General features: G+C 74.0%; 18 protein-coding genes and 1 pseudogene. 13 read left to right on the top strand and 6 right to left on the bottom strand.

Translation table 11 applies throughout. The annotated features are described in order from the left end of the window. Positions 1-48: 48 nt before the first annotated feature. Entirely contained in the window at positions 49-1845 is a 1797-nt protein-coding gene (locus tag AB0873_RS02285) for an NAD-binding protein (RefSeq protein WP_366598081.1), read from the top strand. Between the two features lie 3 nt (positions 1846-1848). Here AB0873_RS02285 and AB0873_RS02290 read toward each other — a convergent pair whose 3' ends face one another. Next, on the bottom strand, positions 1849-3072 hold the full coding sequence (locus AB0873_RS02290; protein ID WP_366598082.1) for an APC family permease: 1224 nt from the start codon (positions 3070-3072) through the stop codon (positions 1849-1851). 11 nt (positions 3073-3083) lie between these two features. Continuing rightward, positions 3084-3851, bottom strand: coding sequence for a phosphatase PAP2 family protein (locus tag AB0873_RS02295; RefSeq protein ID WP_366598083.1), 768 nt, complete (start codon positions 3849-3851; stop codon positions 3084-3086). Positions 3852-3963: 112 nt separating this feature from the next. On the opposite strand from AB0873_RS02295, the gene AB0873_RS02300 reads away from it, so the two are divergent. Beyond that, positions 3964-5175, top strand: coding sequence for a DUF4032 domain-containing protein (locus AB0873_RS02300; RefSeq protein WP_366598084.1), 1212 nt, complete (start codon positions 3964-3966; stop codon positions 5173-5175). Positions 5176-5188: 13 nt separating this feature from the next. Here AB0873_RS02300 and nagA read toward each other — a convergent pair whose 3' ends face one another. The 3 genes from nagA to AB0873_RS02315 are packed head-to-tail and all read right to left on the bottom strand — an operon-like array spanning position 5189 to position 8156. After that, complete coding sequence (gene nagA, locus AB0873_RS02305; protein WP_155329997.1) at positions 5189-6298, bottom strand: N-acetylglucosamine-6-phosphate deacetylase; 1110 nt, start codon at positions 6296-6298, stop codon at positions 5189-5191. Continuing rightward, positions 6295-7230 carry an ROK family protein gene (locus tag AB0873_RS02310; protein ID WP_366598085.1) on the bottom strand — a complete coding sequence of 312 codons (936 nt, stop codon included), beginning with the start codon at positions 7228-7230 and terminating at the stop codon, positions 6295-6297. The genes nagA and AB0873_RS02310 overlap by 4 nt, the downstream gene beginning before the upstream one ends. Continuing rightward, positions 7227-8156: a sugar isomerase gene (locus AB0873_RS02315; protein WP_366598086.1), complete on the bottom strand. Its 930-nt coding sequence runs from the start codon at positions 8154-8156 to the stop codon at positions 7227-7229. The genes AB0873_RS02310 and AB0873_RS02315 overlap by 4 nt, the downstream gene beginning before the upstream one ends. A gap of 191 nt (positions 8157-8347) precedes the next feature. Here AB0873_RS02315 and AB0873_RS02320 point away from each other — a divergent pair, with 191 nt between their 5' ends. The 4 genes from AB0873_RS02320 (at position 8348) to AB0873_RS02335 (ending at position 11903) form a co-directional block, all read left to right on the top strand. Continuing rightward, positions 8348-9133, top strand: coding sequence for a DeoR/GlpR family DNA-binding transcription regulator (locus AB0873_RS02320; RefSeq protein WP_155330000.1), 786 nt, complete (start codon positions 8348-8350; stop codon positions 9131-9133). Positions 9134-9253: 120 nt separating this feature from the next. After that, entirely contained in the window at positions 9254-10261 is a 1008-nt protein-coding gene (locus tag AB0873_RS02325; protein WP_366598087.1) for an ATP-binding cassette domain-containing protein, read from the top strand. Next, positions 10258-11277, top strand: a complete 1020-nt coding sequence (locus tag AB0873_RS02330; protein WP_366598088.1) for an ABC transporter permease subunit — start codon at positions 10258-10260, stop codon at positions 11275-11277. The genes AB0873_RS02325 and AB0873_RS02330 overlap by 4 nt, the downstream gene beginning before the upstream one ends. 191 nt (positions 11278-11468) lie before the next feature. Beyond that, positions 11469-11903, top strand: a complete 435-nt coding sequence (locus AB0873_RS02335; RefSeq protein ID WP_366598089.1) for a DUF3263 domain-containing protein — start codon at positions 11469-11471, stop codon at positions 11901-11903. A 40-nt stretch (positions 11904-11943) separates the two neighbouring features. Here the strand turns inward: AB0873_RS02335 and AB0873_RS02340 are convergent, their stop codons facing one another. After that, a complete protein-coding gene (locus AB0873_RS02340; protein ID WP_155330005.1) occupies positions 11944-12159 on the bottom strand; it encodes a hypothetical protein in 216 nt (71 codons plus the stop codon). A gap of 461 nt (positions 12160-12620) precedes the next feature. Between AB0873_RS02340 and AB0873_RS02345 the strand changes: the two genes are divergently transcribed. The 7 genes and pseudogenes from AB0873_RS02345 to AB0873_RS02375 all read left to right on the top strand — a co-directional run bounded on the left by AB0873_RS02345 (position 12621) and on the right by AB0873_RS02375 (position 17475). Then, a complete protein-coding gene (locus tag AB0873_RS02345) occupies positions 12621-13451 on the top strand; it encodes a hypothetical protein (RefSeq protein WP_366598283.1) in 831 nt (276 codons plus the stop codon). A gap of 103 nt (positions 13452-13554) precedes the next feature. Then, complete coding sequence (locus tag AB0873_RS02350; protein ID WP_366598090.1) at positions 13555-14064, top strand: GNAT family N-acetyltransferase; 510 nt, start codon at positions 13555-13557, stop codon at positions 14062-14064. Between the two features lie 262 nt (positions 14065-14326). Further along, positions 14327-14725 (top strand): hypothetical protein, encoded by a 399-nt coding sequence (locus AB0873_RS02355; protein WP_366598091.1) that lies wholly within the window; start codon positions 14327-14329, stop codon positions 14723-14725. Positions 14726-14727: 2 nt separating this feature from the next. Continuing rightward, on the top strand, positions 14728-15990 hold the full coding sequence (locus AB0873_RS02360; protein WP_366598092.1) for an SRPBCC family protein: 1263 nt from the start codon (positions 14728-14730) through the stop codon (positions 15988-15990). Positions 15991-16031: 41 nt separating this feature from the next. Continuing rightward, positions 16032-16208 (top strand): annotated as a pseudogene (gene gvpJ, locus AB0873_RS02365) (gas vesicle protein GvpJ); the annotation flags it as partial. A 208-nt stretch (positions 16209-16416) separates the two neighbouring features. Continuing rightward, entirely contained in the window at positions 16417-17049 is a 633-nt protein-coding gene (locus AB0873_RS02370; RefSeq protein WP_366598093.1) for a GvpL/GvpF family gas vesicle protein, read from the top strand. A 51-nt stretch (positions 17050-17100) separates the two neighbouring features. Beyond that, positions 17101-17475, top strand: a complete 375-nt coding sequence (locus tag AB0873_RS02375; RefSeq protein ID WP_366598094.1) for a gas vesicle protein K — start codon at positions 17101-17103, stop codon at positions 17473-17475. Positions 17476-17497 lie beyond the last annotated feature (22 nt).

The following is a 17497-nucleotide window of genomic DNA, read 5'->3' on the forward strand; positions in this document are numbered from 1 at the left end:
CATTCGTCATGATCGCGGGGCTGCGCACGCTGCTGTCGGCTGACTACGATGCGGCACATGGCGGAGCCCCTGCTCGATCGTGCGCGGCGGGCCGGCCGTCGGTTCCGGGGCAACGGCGACCCCCGCGCGCACTACGTCATCTGCGGGCACGACGCCCTGGCGTACTGGGTGGTGAAGGCCCTGCTCGCCACCGAGCTGCAGACCGCCCGGATCCGGGTCACCCTGGTCGTCCCCGAGCGGCGGCGCACCGACAGCCCCGACGGGCGGGACATCGAGGGCGTCGAGGTCATCCGGGCCGACCGGCTGGACGAGGTGACGTTCCGCCGGGCCGGCCTGGTCGGGGCCGACGGGCTGGCGCTGCTGCACCAGGACGACGTCGGCAACATGCACGCCGCCCTGTGCGCGCAGGAGGTGGAGCCCCGGCTACGGCTGGTGGTGCGCATGTTCAACACGGGCCTGGCCAACGGCGTACGGCAGATCTTCCCCGACTCGGCGGTGCTCTCCGACGCGTCGATGGCCGCCCCGGCCTTCGTGGCCGCCGCCCTCGGCGAGGTCGCGCCCACCCACTTCCGGCACGGCGGGCGCACCCTCTACGTGGCCCGCCGCGACGACGTACGCCCCCAGGACGTCGTGTGCGGGGTGGCCGACACGACCGACCCGCAGGAGGTTCGGGTACTCCCCGCCGACGAGCGCGCGGCCGACGTGGTGCTCGCCGAGGCGACCGGCGCCCCACCGGGCACCGAGGTGGCGGCGCGCCGGCTGCGGCGGGCGCGGCGCCGGCGCCGGCCGATCGCCATGTTGCTGCGGGCGGTCCGCAGCTTCGCCACCCGCAAGATCGGCATCGCGGTGCTGGTGCTGCTGGCGGTGATCGTCGTACTCGGCGGCCTGTACGCGGGCACCGCCCACGTCGGCTTGGGGCAGGCGCTCTACCTGACCCTGGTCACCACCCTCAGCGGGCAGGACCCCGACGCGGGCAAGCCGGTCGGCGAACAGGTCCTCCAGGTGGTGCTCAACCTCGCCGGGCTGGCGCTGATCCCGCTGATCACGGCGGTGGTGGTCGACGGCATCGTCAACGCCCGGCTGGCGCTGCACTCCGGGCGGATCCTGCCCGAGCGCTCCGGCCACGTCGTCGTGGTCGGCCTGGGCAACATCGGCATGCGGGTGATGGCCCAGCTCAACGACTTCGGGGTCGAGGTGGTCGCCATCGACAAGAACCCCGACGCCCGCGGCGCCGGCCTGGCCCGGCGGCTCGGTGTGCCGCTGGTGGTGGGGGACGCCGCCACGGAGGAGACGCTGCGCGCCGCCTCGGTCGGCACCTGCCAGGCCCTGGTCGTGGTCTCCACCGACGACGGCGCCAACCTCCGGGCCGCGCTGAACGCCCGCGCCCTCAACGACGAGGTGCAGGTCGTGCTGCGCCTGTTCGACGGGCACTTCGCCGAGCGCATCCAGCGGGCCTTCGGCATCGGCGTCTCCCGCAGCGTGTCCTACCTCGCGGCGCCCTCGTTCGTCGCCGCGCTGCTCGACCGCGCCGTGATCGCCACGATCTCCGTGGGCCGGCACGCCCTCCTGGTCACCGACGTCTCGGTGGCCGCCGGGTCGGCCCTGGACGGGCGTCCCCTCGGCGCGGTGGGGCGGGTGGAGAGCGTACGGCTGCTCGCGCACGCCCGCGCCGGCCAGCGGTACGACTGGTCGCCCGACCGGCGTCTGGTGATCGTCGCCGGTGACCGGCTGACCGTGGTGGCCCGGCGGGCCGGGCTGAACGCTCTGCTCCGCGCGGCCGGTCCACCGGAGCCCCCGCCGCCGGCCCCGGCCGGCACCCCGACCCCGCGGGAGGCGGAGGAGTGAGGGTCAGCGGCGGACGGCGTACCAGAGGGCGCCGAGGGCGAGGACGCCGAAGCCGGCGAGCACGCTCGACAGCGGCAGGTTGACCGCGAGCAGCAGGCAGCCGGCCAGCCCCGCCACGGCCAGCGCCCGCACCGGCAGCTTCCGTTCCGGCTCCCGGCCCAGCGTCAGCGCCGCCGCGTTGGTGATCGCGTAGTAGACCAGCACGGTGACGCTGGAGAAGCCGATCGCGTCGCGGACGTCACCGAGGACGACGATCACGACGACGACGGCGGCGACGGCCAGTTCGGCCCGGTGCGGCACCCGGTGGACCGGGTGGACCGCGTCCAACGCGCCGGGCAGGTGACGGCGGCGGGCCATCGCGAGGGTGGTGCGGCCGACCCCGGCGAGCAGGGAGAGCAGCACCCCGGTGACCGCGACGGTCGCCCCGGCGCGGACCACCCAGGCGAGGCCGGGCAGCCCGGCGGCGGTCACCACGTCCGCCAGGGGCGCGGCGGAGCCCGCCAGCCGGTCCGGCCCGAGGACGCCGAGGGCGATCACGGCCAGCGCCAGGTAGCCGACCAGCACCAGACCGAGCGCCAGCGGCACCGCCCGGGGGATCGTCCGCTCCGGATCGCGGACCTCCTCGCCGAGGGTGGCGACGCGCGCGTACCCGGCGAAGGCGAAGAACAGCAGGCCCGCCGCGGTGAGCACACCCCGGGCGGAGCCGCCGGGGTCGGCGATCCGGTCGAGGGACACGCCGGTCGCGCCGGCCACCGCCACGAGGGTCAGCACCGCCAGCACGACCACCACGAGGATCCGGGTGGCCGTCGCGGTCTTCGCGACGCCGCGCAGGTTCACGGCGGTCACGGCCACGACGGCGGCGACGGCGACGAGCCGGGCCTGGCCCGGCCAGAGGTACGCCCCGACGGTCAGCGCCATCGCCGCGCAGCTCGCCGTCTTGCCGACCACGAACCCCCAGCCGGCCAGGAAGCCGGCGAACGGGCCGAGGCGTTCCCGGCCGTACACGTAGGTGCCGCCGGACTCGGGGTACCGGGCGGCGAGCCGCGCCGAGCTGGTCGCGTTGCAGAACGCGACGAAGCCGGCGAGCGCCAGCGCCACCAGCAGGCCGACACCGCCGGCCGCCGCGGCGGCGGGGGCGAACACCACGAAGACACCCGCGCCGAGCATCGAGCCGAGGCCGATGACCACCGCGTCGCGTACGCCGAGCCGGCGCGCCAGTCGCTCCACGAGCGGCGACCCTACGGGTACGAGGTGAACGGCCGGTTCCAGCGGTCGACCGCTCCGGGCAGCGGAACGTCGTCCCAGGGCACCCGGTGCAGCAGCCGGTCCAGGAGCAGGCCGAGCAGGAGCCCGGCCACCGAGTCGGTCAGCCAGTGCCAGCCCAGGTACGTCGTCGTGCAGAGCACCACGAGGGGCGGGACGAACCGGACCACGGTCACCAGTCGGGTCGGCATGGCCCGGCCGTAGCTGCGCAGCAGCGGTGCGAGCAGCAGGGCGATCACCGAATACCAGACGATCGCGTTGGCGACGTGCCCGGACGGGTACGACTGGGCGAAGCGCAGCGGCAGGTCGTCCTGGAATAGGGGCAGCGTCCGCTCCGGCGGCAGGAACGGCTCCTGCGCGCTGGCGCTGGGTGCGGGCCGGGCCGTCCACACCTTGAGCGGCCCGATCGTCAGGTAGGTGGCGGCGAACCCGGCCACCGGCGGCAGCAGCGGGCGGACCGACCGGAGGCGGACGGCCAGCAGGGCGCCCAGCCCGGCGGCGATCAGCGTCAGCGGGGTGCCCTGCCCGAGGTAGTTGAGGATCCGCGCGACCCAGTAGGCGACCGTCGGGCGGTGCGCGTCGGACCAGTCGGCGACCGCCCGGTCCAGGCCGAAGAGGTGGCCCGCGGCGAGCGCGGCGGTCAGCGTCACGAGGCCGGCGAGCAGCACCGCGTCGAACCACCACCCGGCCGGGCGGACCGGCCGGAGCCGCGGCTCGCGCCGTACCGTCGTGGTCTCCCGCACGCCGTCACGCTACCGGCCCCGGGCGGCGGCCGACCCGCGCGGTCCGGGGGCGGCTGTGCGCCCGGCCACGTGGGGAAGCGCTCCGGCGGGGGTACGCGTCAGACTTGACGCCGTGCGGATCACCTCGGCCCTCGTCGACCCGGCGCTGCTCGACCTTCCCTGGTCGACGCCGCTGGCGGAGTGGCCTGCGCAACACCTGGTGGCGCTGCCGCAGGGCATCTCCCGGCACGTCGTCCGCTTCGTCCGGCTCGGCGGGTACGTGTACGCGGTCAAGGAGACCGGCGAGCGGGTCGCCGAGCGGGAGTACGACCTGCTGCGCGCCCTGGAGCGGATCGACTTCCCGTCGGTGGAAGCGGTGGCGATCGTCGCCGACCGGCAGACCGACGACGGGGCACCCCTCGACCCGGTGCTGATCACCCGGCACCTCCAGTTCTCCCTGCCGTACCGGGCGCTGTTCTCGCACACGCTGCGTCCGGAGACGATGCAGCGCCTGCTGGACGCGCTGGCCGCCCTGCTGGTGCGGATGCACCTGACCGGTTTCTTCTGGGGCGACTGTTCGCTGTCCAACACGCTGTTCCGCCGGGACGCGGGTGCCTTCGCCGCGTACCTGGTGGACGCGGAGACCGGGGCCCTGCGCAGCTCGCTCTCGAAGGGGCAGCGCGGGGAGGACCTGGAGATCGCCCGGGTGAACATCTTCGGCGAGGCACTGGACCTCCAGGCCGCCGGGCTGCTGCACGAGTCGATCGACCCCGAGGTGGTCTGCGAGGAGGTCGTGCAGCGCTACGAGCGCCTCTGGCACGAGATCACCTACGAGCAGCAGGTCGAGCGTGAGGCCCGGCACGACATCGAGGGCCGCATCCGCCGGCTCAACGAGATGGGCTTCGACGTCGCCGAAATCACGGTGTCGACCATCGACGACGGGCGCTACCTGGTGCGGCCGAAGGTGGTCGACGCCGGCTACCACACCCGGCGGCTGCTCCGCCTGACCGGGCTGGACGCCGAGGAGAACCAGGCCCGCCGGCTGCTCAACGACCTGGACGCGTACCGGGCGGAGAGCGACCTGACCGACGAGCAACAGGCGGCGCACCGCTGGCTGACCGAGGTCTTCGAGCCGGTGGTCCGGGCGGTGCCCGCGCACCTGCGCCGGAAGCTGGAGCCGCAGGAGATCTTCGCCCAGATCATCGAGCACAAGTGGCTGCTCTCCGAGCAGGCCGGCCGGGACGTGGGGATGGCCCCGGCGGTGCAGTCGTACCTGTCTGACGTCCTGGTGCACCGCCCCGACGAGCAGGCCGTCCTCGGCCTGGAGATCCCCGCCCCCCGCTGACGCCGGGGCGGGCTCAGTCCAGCCAGGCGCCGGCGCGCATCACCCGGACCACGTTCAGGTCGTCGTCGAGCACCACCAGGTCGGCGCGCAGCCCCGTCTGGAGCGCCCCCAGCCGGTCGCCGAGACCGATCGCCCGGGCGGGGGTGGTGGCCACCATCCGGGCCGCGTCCGCGATCTGGATGCCGGCGGCGACCGCGTGCCGCAGGGCGGCGTCCATGGTCAGGGTGCTGCCGGCGATCGCGCCGTCCCGCGCCAGCCGGGCCACCCCGTCGGCCACCGTGACCGACTGGCCGCCCAGCTCGTACTCGCCGTCGGGCATGCCGGCGGCGGCCATCGCGTCGGTGATCAGCGCGGCCCGCTCGGGACCGGCCGTGGCGGTCGCGAACGCCAGCATGCCGTCGTGCAGGTGCACCCCGTCGGCGACCAGCTCGCACACGACGTTCGAGGCGTCCAGCAGCGCCACCACCGGCCCGGGCTCGCGGTGGTGCACCGGACGCATCCCGTTGAACAGGTGGGTGGCGACGCTCGCGCCGGCCGCGACGGCGGCGCGGGTCTGGTCGTACGTGGCGTCGGTGTGCCCGACGGCGGCGACCACGCCGTGCGCGGTGAGCAGCTTGACCGCCTCCAGCGCGCCGTCCCGTTCGGGGGCGAGCGTGACCATCCGGACCGCGCCGCCGCCCAGCTCGATCAGCTCGCCGAGCTCCTCCGTCGACGGGTCGCGCAGGTACTCCGGGTTCTGCGCGCCGCAGCGGGCCGCCGACAGGTACGGGCCCTCGAAGTGGACTCCCGCGAGCACCCCCGCGGCGACCAGCGGCCGGTACGCGGTGGTGGCGGAGCGCATCAGCTCGAAGGGTGAACTCACCAGGCTGGCGAGCAGCGTGGTGGTGCCGTGCCGCAGGTGGAACGCGGCGGCCTCGCGTGCCTCGTCGGCCTCGCCGGTGGTGAAGGTGTGCCCGCCCCCGCCGTGGGTGTGCATGTCCACGAAGCCGGGCAGGATCCAGTGCCCGTCGCGCACCGACGGGTACTCGGCGACGGCCGTGATCCGCTCGCCGTTGATCTCCACGCAGCCCTGTCGGACGACCCCGTTCGGGGTCACCACCTTGCCGGTCACCCGTACGGTCATCGCTTCTCCAGAGTGTCGAGGGCGAGCAGGGCGGCGCCGAGACAGCCGGCTTCGTCACCGAGGGCCGCCGCGACCAGCCGTGGCTCGCGGTGGAACGTCATCCGGTCGTGCAGCGCGGCCCGCAGCGGCTCGAGCAGTTGCGCGCCGGCCTGCGCGAGGCCACCGCCCAGCACGATCGTCTCGACGTCGAAGAGTGCCTGACCGGTGGCGAGGCCGTCGGCGAGCGCCTCGACCGCCTCCGACCAGGCCTGCCGGGCCGGCGGGTCACCGGCGGCGGCCAGCGCCGCGACCTCCGCCGCGGTCACGGTCGGAGCGGTGGCCACCGGGTCGGTCAGCTCCGCGTACCGGCGGGCCACCGCCGACGCCGACGAGACCGCCTCCAGGCAGCCGGCCCGGCCGCAGCCGCAGAGCGGGCCGCGGGGGCGTACCAGGATGTGGCCGATCTCCCCGGCGGCGCCGTGCGCGCCGGTGGCGGCCGACCCGTCGACGATGTGGGCGGCGGCGATGCCGGTGCCGATCGCGACGAAGAGGTTGTGCCGGGCGCCCCGGCCGGCACCGAGCCGGGCCTCGGCGAGGCCGCCGGCGCGGACGTCGTGGCCGAGCGCCGCCGGCAGTCCGAGCCGGGCCTCGGCCAGCTCCCGCAGGGGTACGTCCCGGAAGCCGACGTTCGCCGACCACACGGCGACACCCCGCCCCTCGTCGACGACGCCCGGGACGGCGACGCCGAGCGCGATCGGGGTGAGCCCGTCCAGGCGGGCCTTGCCGGCGAGGGCGTCGGCGACGTCGAGGATCGTCTCGACGACCGCGGCCGGCCCCCGCGCGGCGTCCGTCGGGTGCCGCTCGCTGTGTTCGACGGTGCCGTCCGGGCGGACCAGGGCGCACTTCATCCCGGTGCCGCCGACGTCGAGCGCGACGACGACCTGGTCGGTCACGCGAGAACCACGGAGCGGCTGAGGTGTCGGGGGGCGTCCGGGTCGAGACCCCGGGTGGCGGCGACGGTGACCGCGAAGCGCTGCGCCAGGATCAGGTCGGCCATCGGGTCCAGCGGCGTCCGGCCGGCGGCCCAGTTGCCGATCACGCTGCGGCAGCCGTGGGTGCGGCTGTGCACGAACGCGGCTCCGGTGGCCGCCACGTCCTCCGCGAGCCCGTCCGGTAGGTCGCCGAACGCCCAGACCAGCCGGCCCGGGGCGGCGATCGAGATCGGGCCGTGCCGGTAGTCCATGGCCGGGTACGCCTCGGCCCAGAAGGTGGCCGCCTCGCGGCACTTCAGCGCGGCCTCGTGGGCCAGGCCGACGGTCCACCCCCGCCCCAGGAAGGTGACCTGCTCGATCCGGGCCGGGTCGATCGGCAGGGGTGCGCGGACGGCGACCTCGGCGTCGGCGGAGAGCGCGCCGATGTTGTCGCCGAGGTGGGCCCGGAGCAGGGCCAGCGCGGTCGTGGCGAACCGTGTCTGCACCACGGAGCGCTCGTCGGCGAAGGGCAGCGGCACCGTGGCGTCGGCCAGCTCGACGGCGGGCGAGGTGGGGTCGCCGACCAGGACGGTGGTGGGCAGCACCCCGCGCAGCCCGGCGAGCAGGTCGGTGACCTCGGTGGTGGTGCCGGAGCGGGTGATCGCGACGACACGGTCGTACCGCCGGGCGACGGGGAACTCGCTGGCCTGGAAGGCGTCGGTCTCGCCCTGGCCGGCGTGCTCGCGGCGGGCCGCGTACGCCATCGCCATGAACCACGACGTGCCGCAGCCGACGACGGCGACCCGCTCACCGGGGCGCGGCAGGTGCTCGGTGACGGTGGCGGCCAGTCGCGCCGCCTCCCGCCAGCAGTCGGGCTGGCTCGCGATCTCCGCGTCGACGTACGACATGAGAACTCTCCAGGGAGCGGTGCGCAATACGGCTCGTTAGGGCCGTCTTTCGCGCGTTATTCTGCGCGAACCCGGGTGGCCGTGGCAACCGTGCGCGGCATCGAGCAGAGGGAACTTTTGCCTTTGCGTAGTTTCGCGCACTAGTGTGCACGCAATCAATCACCGACCGCGCAGTAACTGGAGGGCCTGGGGTGGACCGGTACGCCAGATGGAACGCCCTGCTCGAAATGCTGACCGACAGCGGCCGGGTCAGTGTCGAGGAGGCCGCCGAGCGGCTGGACGTCTCCCAGGCCACCATCCGGCGCGACTTCGACCAGCTCGCCCAGCAGCAGATGATCACGCGTACCCGGGGCGGCGCGGTCGCCAACGGGGTCTCGTACGACCTCCCGCTGCGCTACAAGACCGCCAAGCACTCGGCGGAGAAGCAGCGGATCGGCGCGGCCGCCGCGGCCCTGGTGTCGCCGGGCACCGTGGTCGGCCTCAACGGCGGGACCACCAGCACCGAGGTGGCCCGTGCCCTGGCCGTCCGGCCGGACCTGAACACCAGCGCGGAGGGCGCCCAGCTCACCGTCGTGACCAACGCCCTGAACATCGCCAACGAGCTGCTGGTCCGCTCGCGGATGAAGGTGGTGGTGGCCGGCGGCGTGGTGCGGCCGAAGTCCTTCGAGCTGGTCGGCCCGCTGGGCGGGGCGCTGCTGCGCGAGGTCACGCTGGACGTCGCCCTGCTCGGCGTCGACGCGATCGACCCGCAGCTCGGCGCCGCCGCCCATCACGAGGGCGAGGCGGCGATGAACAACCTGATGGTGGCGCGGGCCAAGCGGGTCGTCATCATCGCGGACTCGTCCAAGCTGGGCGGTCACGCCTTCGCCCGGATCTGCGCGGTCGACCGGGTGGAGACGCTCGTCACCGACTCCGGGGCGTCCCCCGAGGTGGTCGACGCCTTCCGGGCCGCCGGGGTGCACGTCATCTGCGCCTGACCCGGTCGTTGTATCACTGTCGGTAGCGATCCGGTGCACCGATGCATACCGGGTATTGCGCCGATGTGTATACCGAGTATGGTGTCGCTCGTCGCCCAAACCCAACGGGGGAGGTGCAGCTTGCCAGCTGTCCTGGAAATCGAAGGTCTACGGAAGACCTACAAGAGTCGCCGGCGCGGTACCCGCAACGCGCTGGACGGCTTCGACATGCGGGTCGAGGCGGGCCAGGTGCACGGCTTCCTCGGGCCGAACGGATCGGGGAAGACGACCACCCTTCGTACGCTGCTCGGCCTGATCCGGCCCGACGGCGGCCGGATGGCGATCCTCGGCCAGGAGGTGCCCGCGGCCCTGCCGGCGGTCGCCGGCCACGTCGGCGCGATCGTGGAGAGCCCGCAGTTCTTCCCGCACTTCACCGCCCGCGACACGCTGTCCCTGCTCGCCAGCGCCGGTGACGTGCCGGCCCACCGCATCGACGAGGTGCTGGAGCTGGTGGGGCTGCGCGACCGGGCCGGCGAGCGGGTGAAGACCTACTCGCTCGGCATGAAGCAGCGGCTCGCGGTCGCCTCCGCCCTGCTGAAGAACCCGAAGCTGCTGATCCTCGACGAGCCGGCCAACGGCCTCGACCCGGGCGGCATCCGCGAGATGCGTACGCTCATGCGCAACCTGGCCGAGTCCGGCATGACCGTCGTGCTCTCCAGCCACATCCTCGGCGAGATCCAGCTGATCTGCGACTCGGTCACGATCATCTCGCTCGGCCGCCGGGTCGCCTTCGGCCCCGTCGACGAGGTGCTCGCCCGCCACTCGTCCGGCGCCGTCCGCGTCCGCGTCGAGGCCGTCACCGACCTGCCGGTTGCCGCCGAGACGCTGACCCGGGCGGGAATCCGGGTCACCGCCACCGAGCCGGACCACCTGATGCTCACCGGGCTGGACAAGCCCGCCACGGTGACCCGGCTCCTCGCCGAGCAGGGCCTCTACGTCAGCGAACTGACCCAGGTCGCCGCCGACCTGGAGAGCGTCTTCCTCGACCTGACCGCCACCGCGCCGGTCCCCGGCCAGCACCGGCAGGTCGACCAGTCCACGAAGGTCGGTGCGGCGGACCAGCCCACCACGGGAGGGTGGGGCGCGTGAGTCTCTACCGTACGGAGCTGCGCCGGCTGCTGAAGCGGCGCTTCACCCGCTGGATGACCGTGCTCGGCCTGCTGGTGCTCGCCGCCGTGGTCATCGGGGTGTTCGTCACCAACGAGAAGATCGACGCCACGGCGCGGGCCAAGGCCGAGGCCACCGCCGAAGCGCAGTACCAGGAGCAGACGCGCTGGGCGGAGCAGGAGCGGGCCGCCTGCGAGGCGGCGAAGTCGAGTGGGACGGCGACCAACGACGGCCGGTTCCCGGACGACTGCTCGATGATCACCGCGCCGCCGCGCGAGTCGATCGAGGTGGAGTGGTTCCTCCCGTCCACCTTCGACTTCCGGGAGAACTTCGGGTTCACCCTGCTGCCGCTCGCGGCGATCCTGGCACTGGTCGGGTTCGTGGTCGGCGCGTCCTTCGTCGGGGCCGAGTGGAGCACCGGCGGCATGATGAACCTGCTGCTGTGGCGGCCGAAGCGGCTCACCGTACTCCTGACCAAGCTGGCGGCGCTGCTCACCGGCCTGCTCGCGTTGGCCGTGACCACGACGGCGCTCTGGTTCGGCAGCTTCTGGATCGTCGCGACGCTACGCGGCACCACCGAGAAGATGACCTCTGGCGTGTGGCAGTCGTTCGCCCTGACCGGGCTGCGCGGCGTGGTGCTCGCGTTGGTCGGCGCCACGGTCGGCTTCGCCGTGGCCTCGCTCGGCCGGCACACGGCGATGGCCCTGGGCGGGGCGATCGGGGTGATCGTCGTCGGGCAGTTCGGCGTCGCCATCCTGCTCGCGCTGGCCGGGATCCGCTTCGCCGAGGCGTGGTTGCTGCCCACCTACGTGGCGGCGTGGATGCAGAAGAAGGTCACCCTGCAGAACTGGGAGGCCTGCCAGGCCACCTACTTCGGGGAGTGCAAGCCGGAGACGCTCGACATCACGTGGCAGCACTCGTCCCTGCTGCTCGGTGTCTCCCTCGTGCTGATCCTCGGCGCGGCGCTCTGGACGATGCGCCGGCGGGACATCTCCTGACGGCCGGCCGTGGAAGGCCCCGGTGTGGGGCCTTCCACGGCCGGCGTCGACGTTCCCGCGGCGTTCGGCCACGACCCGCGACGACCGGCCCGGACGTCGCGGGTCGACCCGTGCGGCCGGTAGGGAGTCCCACTAGGCTTGGGGCTCCCCGGGTCGGCGTCGCCGCGCCGACCGCCCTCGCGAGGAGTGCCATGCCGCCGGACGCCGTCCCGACCGCCGCCGAGCCGTCCGGGGACGGCCCGACCGGCGGGCGGCCGGCCGGCGACACCCGCGCGCGGGCCGCCGTACCACCGCCCCGGCCCGCGCCGGAACTGGAGGCGGTCCCGTCCGACGCCGAGCCGGTCCCGCCGGATGCCGGCGGCGACGGCGACGCGGTTCCGGCCACCGGGACGGCGGACGGTCTGACCGAACGCGAGCGGGCCATCCTCGACTTCGAGCAGCAGTGGTGGCGCCACGCGGGGGCCAAGGAACAGGCCGTCCGCGACCGGTTCGGCCTCTCCGCGACCCGCTACTACCAGCTGTTGAACGCGCTGCTCGACAAGCCGGCCGCGCTGGCCGCCGACCCGGTGCTGATCGGCCGGCTGCGCCGGCTGCGCTCCTCCCGTGCCCACAACCGCCGCCGCTGAGCCCGGCGCGCCTCGGCGCCCGCCGGGCCCGGTGTGGTCGTCAGCCCTTCTCGTACGTGCGTAGGCCGTTGCCGATGGCGAAGAACGTCGGTGCCCACTCGCCGATGAAGATTCCCCAGCGGTCGGCCCGGGCCACACCCGCCTTCTCCAGGTGCTTGGAGAGGAACCAGCTCGTGAACGACAGGCCGATGCTCGCGAAGCCGGCCAGGTACGCGTGCTCCGCCCGAAGGCCGGCCTCGTGCAGTTGCTGCAACATCTGCGATCCCCCCACGTCGCGGACGGGCGGCTGGCGCCGCCGCCGGCCCTCGAGGCCGACCGATGCCGACGTTACCGTCCGTCCTGCCGGCGGAGCGCCGGGTTGACGGAAGGCGGTCCGGGCCCGCCCGGCGGCGGCATGCCGGCCCTCGGTGCGGGTAGGCGAGGTCGTCGTACCGGCACGGGCCGGGCCGGGACGGGCTGGGGTGACCGAGGAGGGAGCGGGGCATGGGTGGGACGGACCCAGGCAGGCGACGGTCGGGTCCGGCGGGCCGGCCGACCGCGCCGGCACCGGCGACGGCGACCGGGCCGCAGCCGCACGAGTGGGTGGTGAACGCCCCGTACACGGTCCGGGACCTCGGCACCGGCGAGAGCCGGGTCCGCGACCCGGCCGACCCCCGGGTGGGGAGCCGGGCCCCCGAGGCGGTCGACGATCCCCGCCGGTCCGCCGTCCCCCGGACGATGCGGGTGCGGTCGGCGTCGGCACCGTCCTCCGACCGGCCGGTCAACGAGGATGTCGTGTTCCGGTTCGGGCCGCTCGTCGGCGTCCTCGACGGCGCCACCGTCCCGGAGGGCTTCGACACCGGCTGCGTGCACGGCCCCGCGTGGTACGTCCGGCACCTCGCGGCCCGGATCGGGCTGGCCGAGGCGGCCCGCCCGGCGGCGACGCTGATGAGCAACCTCGCCGCGGCGATCCTGGCGGTGCGGGCCGACCACGGCGACCAGTGCGACCTCGATCATCCGGGGACCCCTTCGAGCACGGTGTGCCTGCTGCGGGACGGCGGCGACCAGGTCGACTGGCTGGTGCTCTGCGACAGCCCGCTGGTGCTGGACGTCGGCGGCCAGGTGCGCGTGGTGACCGACGACCGCCTGCACACCGCGCTGGCGGACCTGCGGGCCACCGCGGCGGGACTCCCGGACGACGCCGACCGGACCACCCGGTTCCGGCACGCCGTCGGGGTGCAGCGGGAACGGATGAACCGGACGCACGGCTACTGGGTGGCGGCGTCGGACCCGGACGCCGCGTACCACGCGCTGGCCGGAACTCTGCCGCTCGGCGGGCCGGACGGGCTGCGCCGCGCGGCGCTGCTCAGCGACGGGGCTTCCGCGGCGGTGGAGCACTTCGGCCTGTTCGACTGGACCGGTCTGCTGGACCTGGTCACCGCCGAGGGGCCGGCGGCGCTGATCGACCGGGTACGGGCGGCCGAGCGGGACCTGCCGGACCGCCTCCGCCGGCACAAGGCCGCCGACGACGCCTCAGCCGTGCTCTGCGAGTTCGGCGACGGAGCGTGAGGAGGAACACGATGGGGGCCGACCGGCCGATACCTGCGACCGGACCGCCAGTCGGGCTCCAACGGGGTGGACTCGGGCCGGTAAGCCCGGCAGACTGCGGCACGTGGCGAGTGCGGTGCGATTGGAGCCGGTGAGCGAACGCAACCTGGAGTCGTTGCTCTCCGTAGCGGCTGCGGAGGCGGAGCCGGCCGACGTCATGCCGCCGGTCGAGGCGCCGGCGGGCTGGTCGCACGCGCGCCGGGAGGCGTTCCGCGAGTTCCACCGGGCGAGCTTCGGCGGGCTGGACGGTCCCACCCGCACTCAGATGTACGCGATCCTGGCGGGCGGCGAGGTCGTCGGGATGATCCGTATGACGGGCTGTGACGAGCCGGGCACGGTCGATACCGGCCTGTGGCTCGGGCGCTCGGCGCGCGGCCAGGGCATCGGGCCGGCCGCGTTGCGGGAACTGCTCAACGAGGCGGCCGCCGCCGGTATGCGGCAGGTCGTCGCCACCACCACCCGGGACAATTCCGGGGCGTTGTCCGTGCTTTCCAAATGCGGCGCGAAATTGCGCGCCGACGGTGGTCGAATGCGCGCCGAAATCTGCCTCGACTCCACACCCCCGGCTCTCTGAGAATTCTCTTCCCGATCGCGTAATCCCTGCTCATCGCGGTGCGGAAGTCCCTTTTGTGAGGATCTCCCCCACGATTCTGATTGCCCGGGACGGCGTCGCTCGGTCCGTCCGCAAATAGGTTTTGCGAATCTGCCTCGGGGTACTGCCCGCCGGGTCCGCTCAACGGGCACCTGATCGCGGGCCCCACGTGCTTCTCCCCGGTGGCTCCTTCTCGGTCCGCCGTCGATCAGGTGTCTCCGCTCCGGGGAGCGAAGGAGAACTGATGAACAGCGGAGCACGAATCGGTCTGGCGGTGGGCGTCGGCTACCTGCTCGGGCGCCGCCGCAAGATGCGGAAGGCCCTCGTCCTGGCGGCCGCGGTCGCCGCCGGGCGGGCCAGCCACAACTCCGGCGGGCTGCTGAAGGTCGGCCAGAACCTGCTGCAGTCGTCACCTCAGCTGGCCAACCTCGGCAAGCTCGGCGGGCCGCTCGCCACCGCCGGCAAGGCGGCGGCGACCGCCGCCGCGGGCAGTGGCATCGACGCGCTCAGCGGCAAGCTGCGCGGCTCGGCCGACGCGCTGCGCCGCAAGGGCGGGGCCGCCGAGTCGAGCGCGGACCAGCCGGGCGGAACGGGCCGGTCCGGTGGCGACACCGGCGCCGACGACGGCGAGCGGGGGCGGTGAACATGGCCGCGACCACGAACCCCGGCGGGCTGGCGGACAAGGTCCGGACCCAGCTCGGTGGCGAGGTACGGAACCTGGCGAGCGCGATCGGTGAACGCGCCGTGCAGGTGGTGACCGAGCGGATCACCGGTGCCACCGGACGGCTGAGCGAGTACGCCAGGCAGGGCGGCGGCCCGGGCCTGATCGCCGCCGCGACCGGCGCGCAGAAGCTCGCCGAGGGCAACTCACCGATGAAGGCGATGGTTCAGGCCGGGATTGCCGGCGGTAAGGAGAAGCTCATGTCGGCCTTCGGCGGCGGTAAGGGCGGCAGGGGTGGCGGCAAGAAGCTGAAGGTCACCAACATCGTCGAGACGGTCGAGGTCGGGGTGCCGGTCCGGGTCGCGTACAACCAGTGGACCCAGTTCGCCGACTTCCCCAGCTTCCTGAAGAAGGTGGAGCAGGCCGAGAACGACTCCGACGAGAAGATGACCTGGAAGGCCCAGGTCTTCTGGTCGCACCGCACCTGGGAGTCGACCATCGTCCGGCAGATCCCGGACCGCCTGATCCACTGGCGCTCCAAGGGCGAGAAGGGCTCGGTGGACGGCACGGTCAGCTTCCACGAGGTCGCACCCGAGCTGACCCGGATCCTGGTGGTGCTCGAGTACCACCCGCAGGGCCTCTTCGAACACACCGGCAACCTGTGGCGGGCCCAGGGACGGCGCGTCCGCCTGGAGCTCAAGCACTTCGTCCGGCACGTCATGACGCAGACCGTGCTGGACCCGGATGCGGTCGAAGGCTGGCGCGGCGAGATCGAGGACTCGCAGGTGGTCAAGGACCACGAGACGGCCCTGCGCGAGGAACAGGAACAGCGCGAGGAACAGGAGCAGGCCGACCGCGAGCAGCAGGAGCAGCGCGGCGGCGGGCGAGCGGAACGCCGCCGGCCCGAGCCGGAGCCGGAGGAGGAAGCCGAGGAGGAGGTCGAGGAGGAGGTCGAGGAGGAGCGGCGGCCCGCCGCACGCGGCCGGCGTCGCCCGCCCGTCCGTCGCCGCCCTCCTGAGGAGGACGAGTACGAGTCCTACGACGAGGGCGAGGACTACGACGAAGGGTACGAGGAAGAAGCCGAACCCGAGGAAGAAGCGCCCCCACCGCGCCGCCGACAGCCGGAACGGGCCCGCCGGTCCCAGCCGCGCGAGCAGGCCCCGGAGCGGCCCCGCCCGGTCCGCCGTACCCCCGAAACCCCCCGGCGGCCGGTGGTACGCCGCCGGCGAGAGGAGCGTGGCGAATGACCGTGGCGACCACCGCGACCGGCGCTCAGCCGGGCGCGGCACTGGAGCGCGGCGGCGGTGGCGGGAGCCTCGCCGACGTCGTGGAGACGGTCCTGGACAAGGGCGTCGTGATCGACGCCCAGGTGTCGGTGGCCGTGGTCGGCATCCAACTCCTGGAGATCAACGCCCGGATCGTGATCGCCAGCATCGAGACGTACCTGCGATTCGCCGAGGCGGTCGACCGGCTGAGCATCGTCCCCGAAGGACAGAAGGGGCTGCCCGACCTGGTGGAGGGGGCCTCCGGTGCGGTCACCAGGGGCAAGGCCGTCGGTGGGCTCGGCAAGGCCGCCAAGGAGATCAGCGGCGCGGTGGTGGACTCCCTCACCGACCGCGGGTCGGAGCGGGAGCGGGAGCGGCCCCGGCGGCGGCGGGACGAGGAGCGGTGAGATGAGCGAGCAGAACGTGCAGCCGACCGGCGAGACCGGGCTGTTCGTCTACGGCATCGTGCCGTCCGACGTGGAGCCGACCCCCGACGCGCAGGGGGTCGGCGACCCGCCGGGCGACGTCGACGTGGTGCGGCACGGCGACCTGGCGGCACTGGTCAGCGAGGTGGCGCTGGAAGAGCCGATCGGCCGGCCGGCCGACCTGACCGCGTACGAGAGGTTGCTGGACGGGACGGCGGCGGTGGCCCCCGTGCTGCCGGTGCGGTTCGGCACCGTGGTGACCGGGCCGGACGCGGTGCAGGACCTGCTGGAGGCGCACCACGACCGGTTCGCCGCCGCGCTCGACGAGTTCGAGGACCGGCTCCAGTACACGGTGCACGGCCGCTTCGACGAGCAGGAGGTGCTCAGCGAGATCCTGGCCGCCGACCGGCGGGCCGCCGACCTCGCCACGCAGGTGCGCGGTCGGCCGGAGGCCGAGACCCGAGAGCAGCGGATCCGTCCGCATCTCGCTGCGCGCCCTGGTCGCGTCCGTCGGCGCCCTCGCGGCGCCGCCCGACGACGCGCTGGCCGTCCGGGAGACCGCCCTGCCGCCGGGCGGATCGGCGTTGCCGCCCGGAGAGTTCGGCGTGGCGCGTGACGGATCGGCCGGGCCGGCCGGTGGATCGGCGGTGCTCTCCGGGGAGGTGACATGACCGAGCGGGGCGAGGCGGCCGAGCTGGCGGCGGCGGTGGACGGGCCGGCCGCGGCCCTGGACGGGCCGTCGTGGCGGGCACCGCGGGCGAAACCGCTGGACCGACGGCTGGCCGTGGACCAGGACTCCGTCGAGCGAGGGCTGGCCAGCCTCGTGCTCACCGTGATCGAGTTGCTGCGTCAGCTCATGGAGCGGCAGGCGCTGCGCCGCGTCGACCTCGGTGACCTGACCGAGGAGCAGGTCGAACGCATCGGCACGACGCTGATGGCCCTGGAGGAGCAGATGGCGGAGCTGCGGACGTACTTCGGGCTCGCCCCGGAGGACCTCAACCTGGACCTCGGCCCGCTGGGCCCGCTGCTGCCCACCGATTGAGGGCCGGCCGCTCGGTACGGCG

Source organism: Micromonospora sp. NPDC047707 (assembly GCF_040704235.1).
Lineage (GTDB): Bacteria > Actinomycetota > Actinomycetes > Mycobacteriales > Micromonosporaceae > Micromonospora.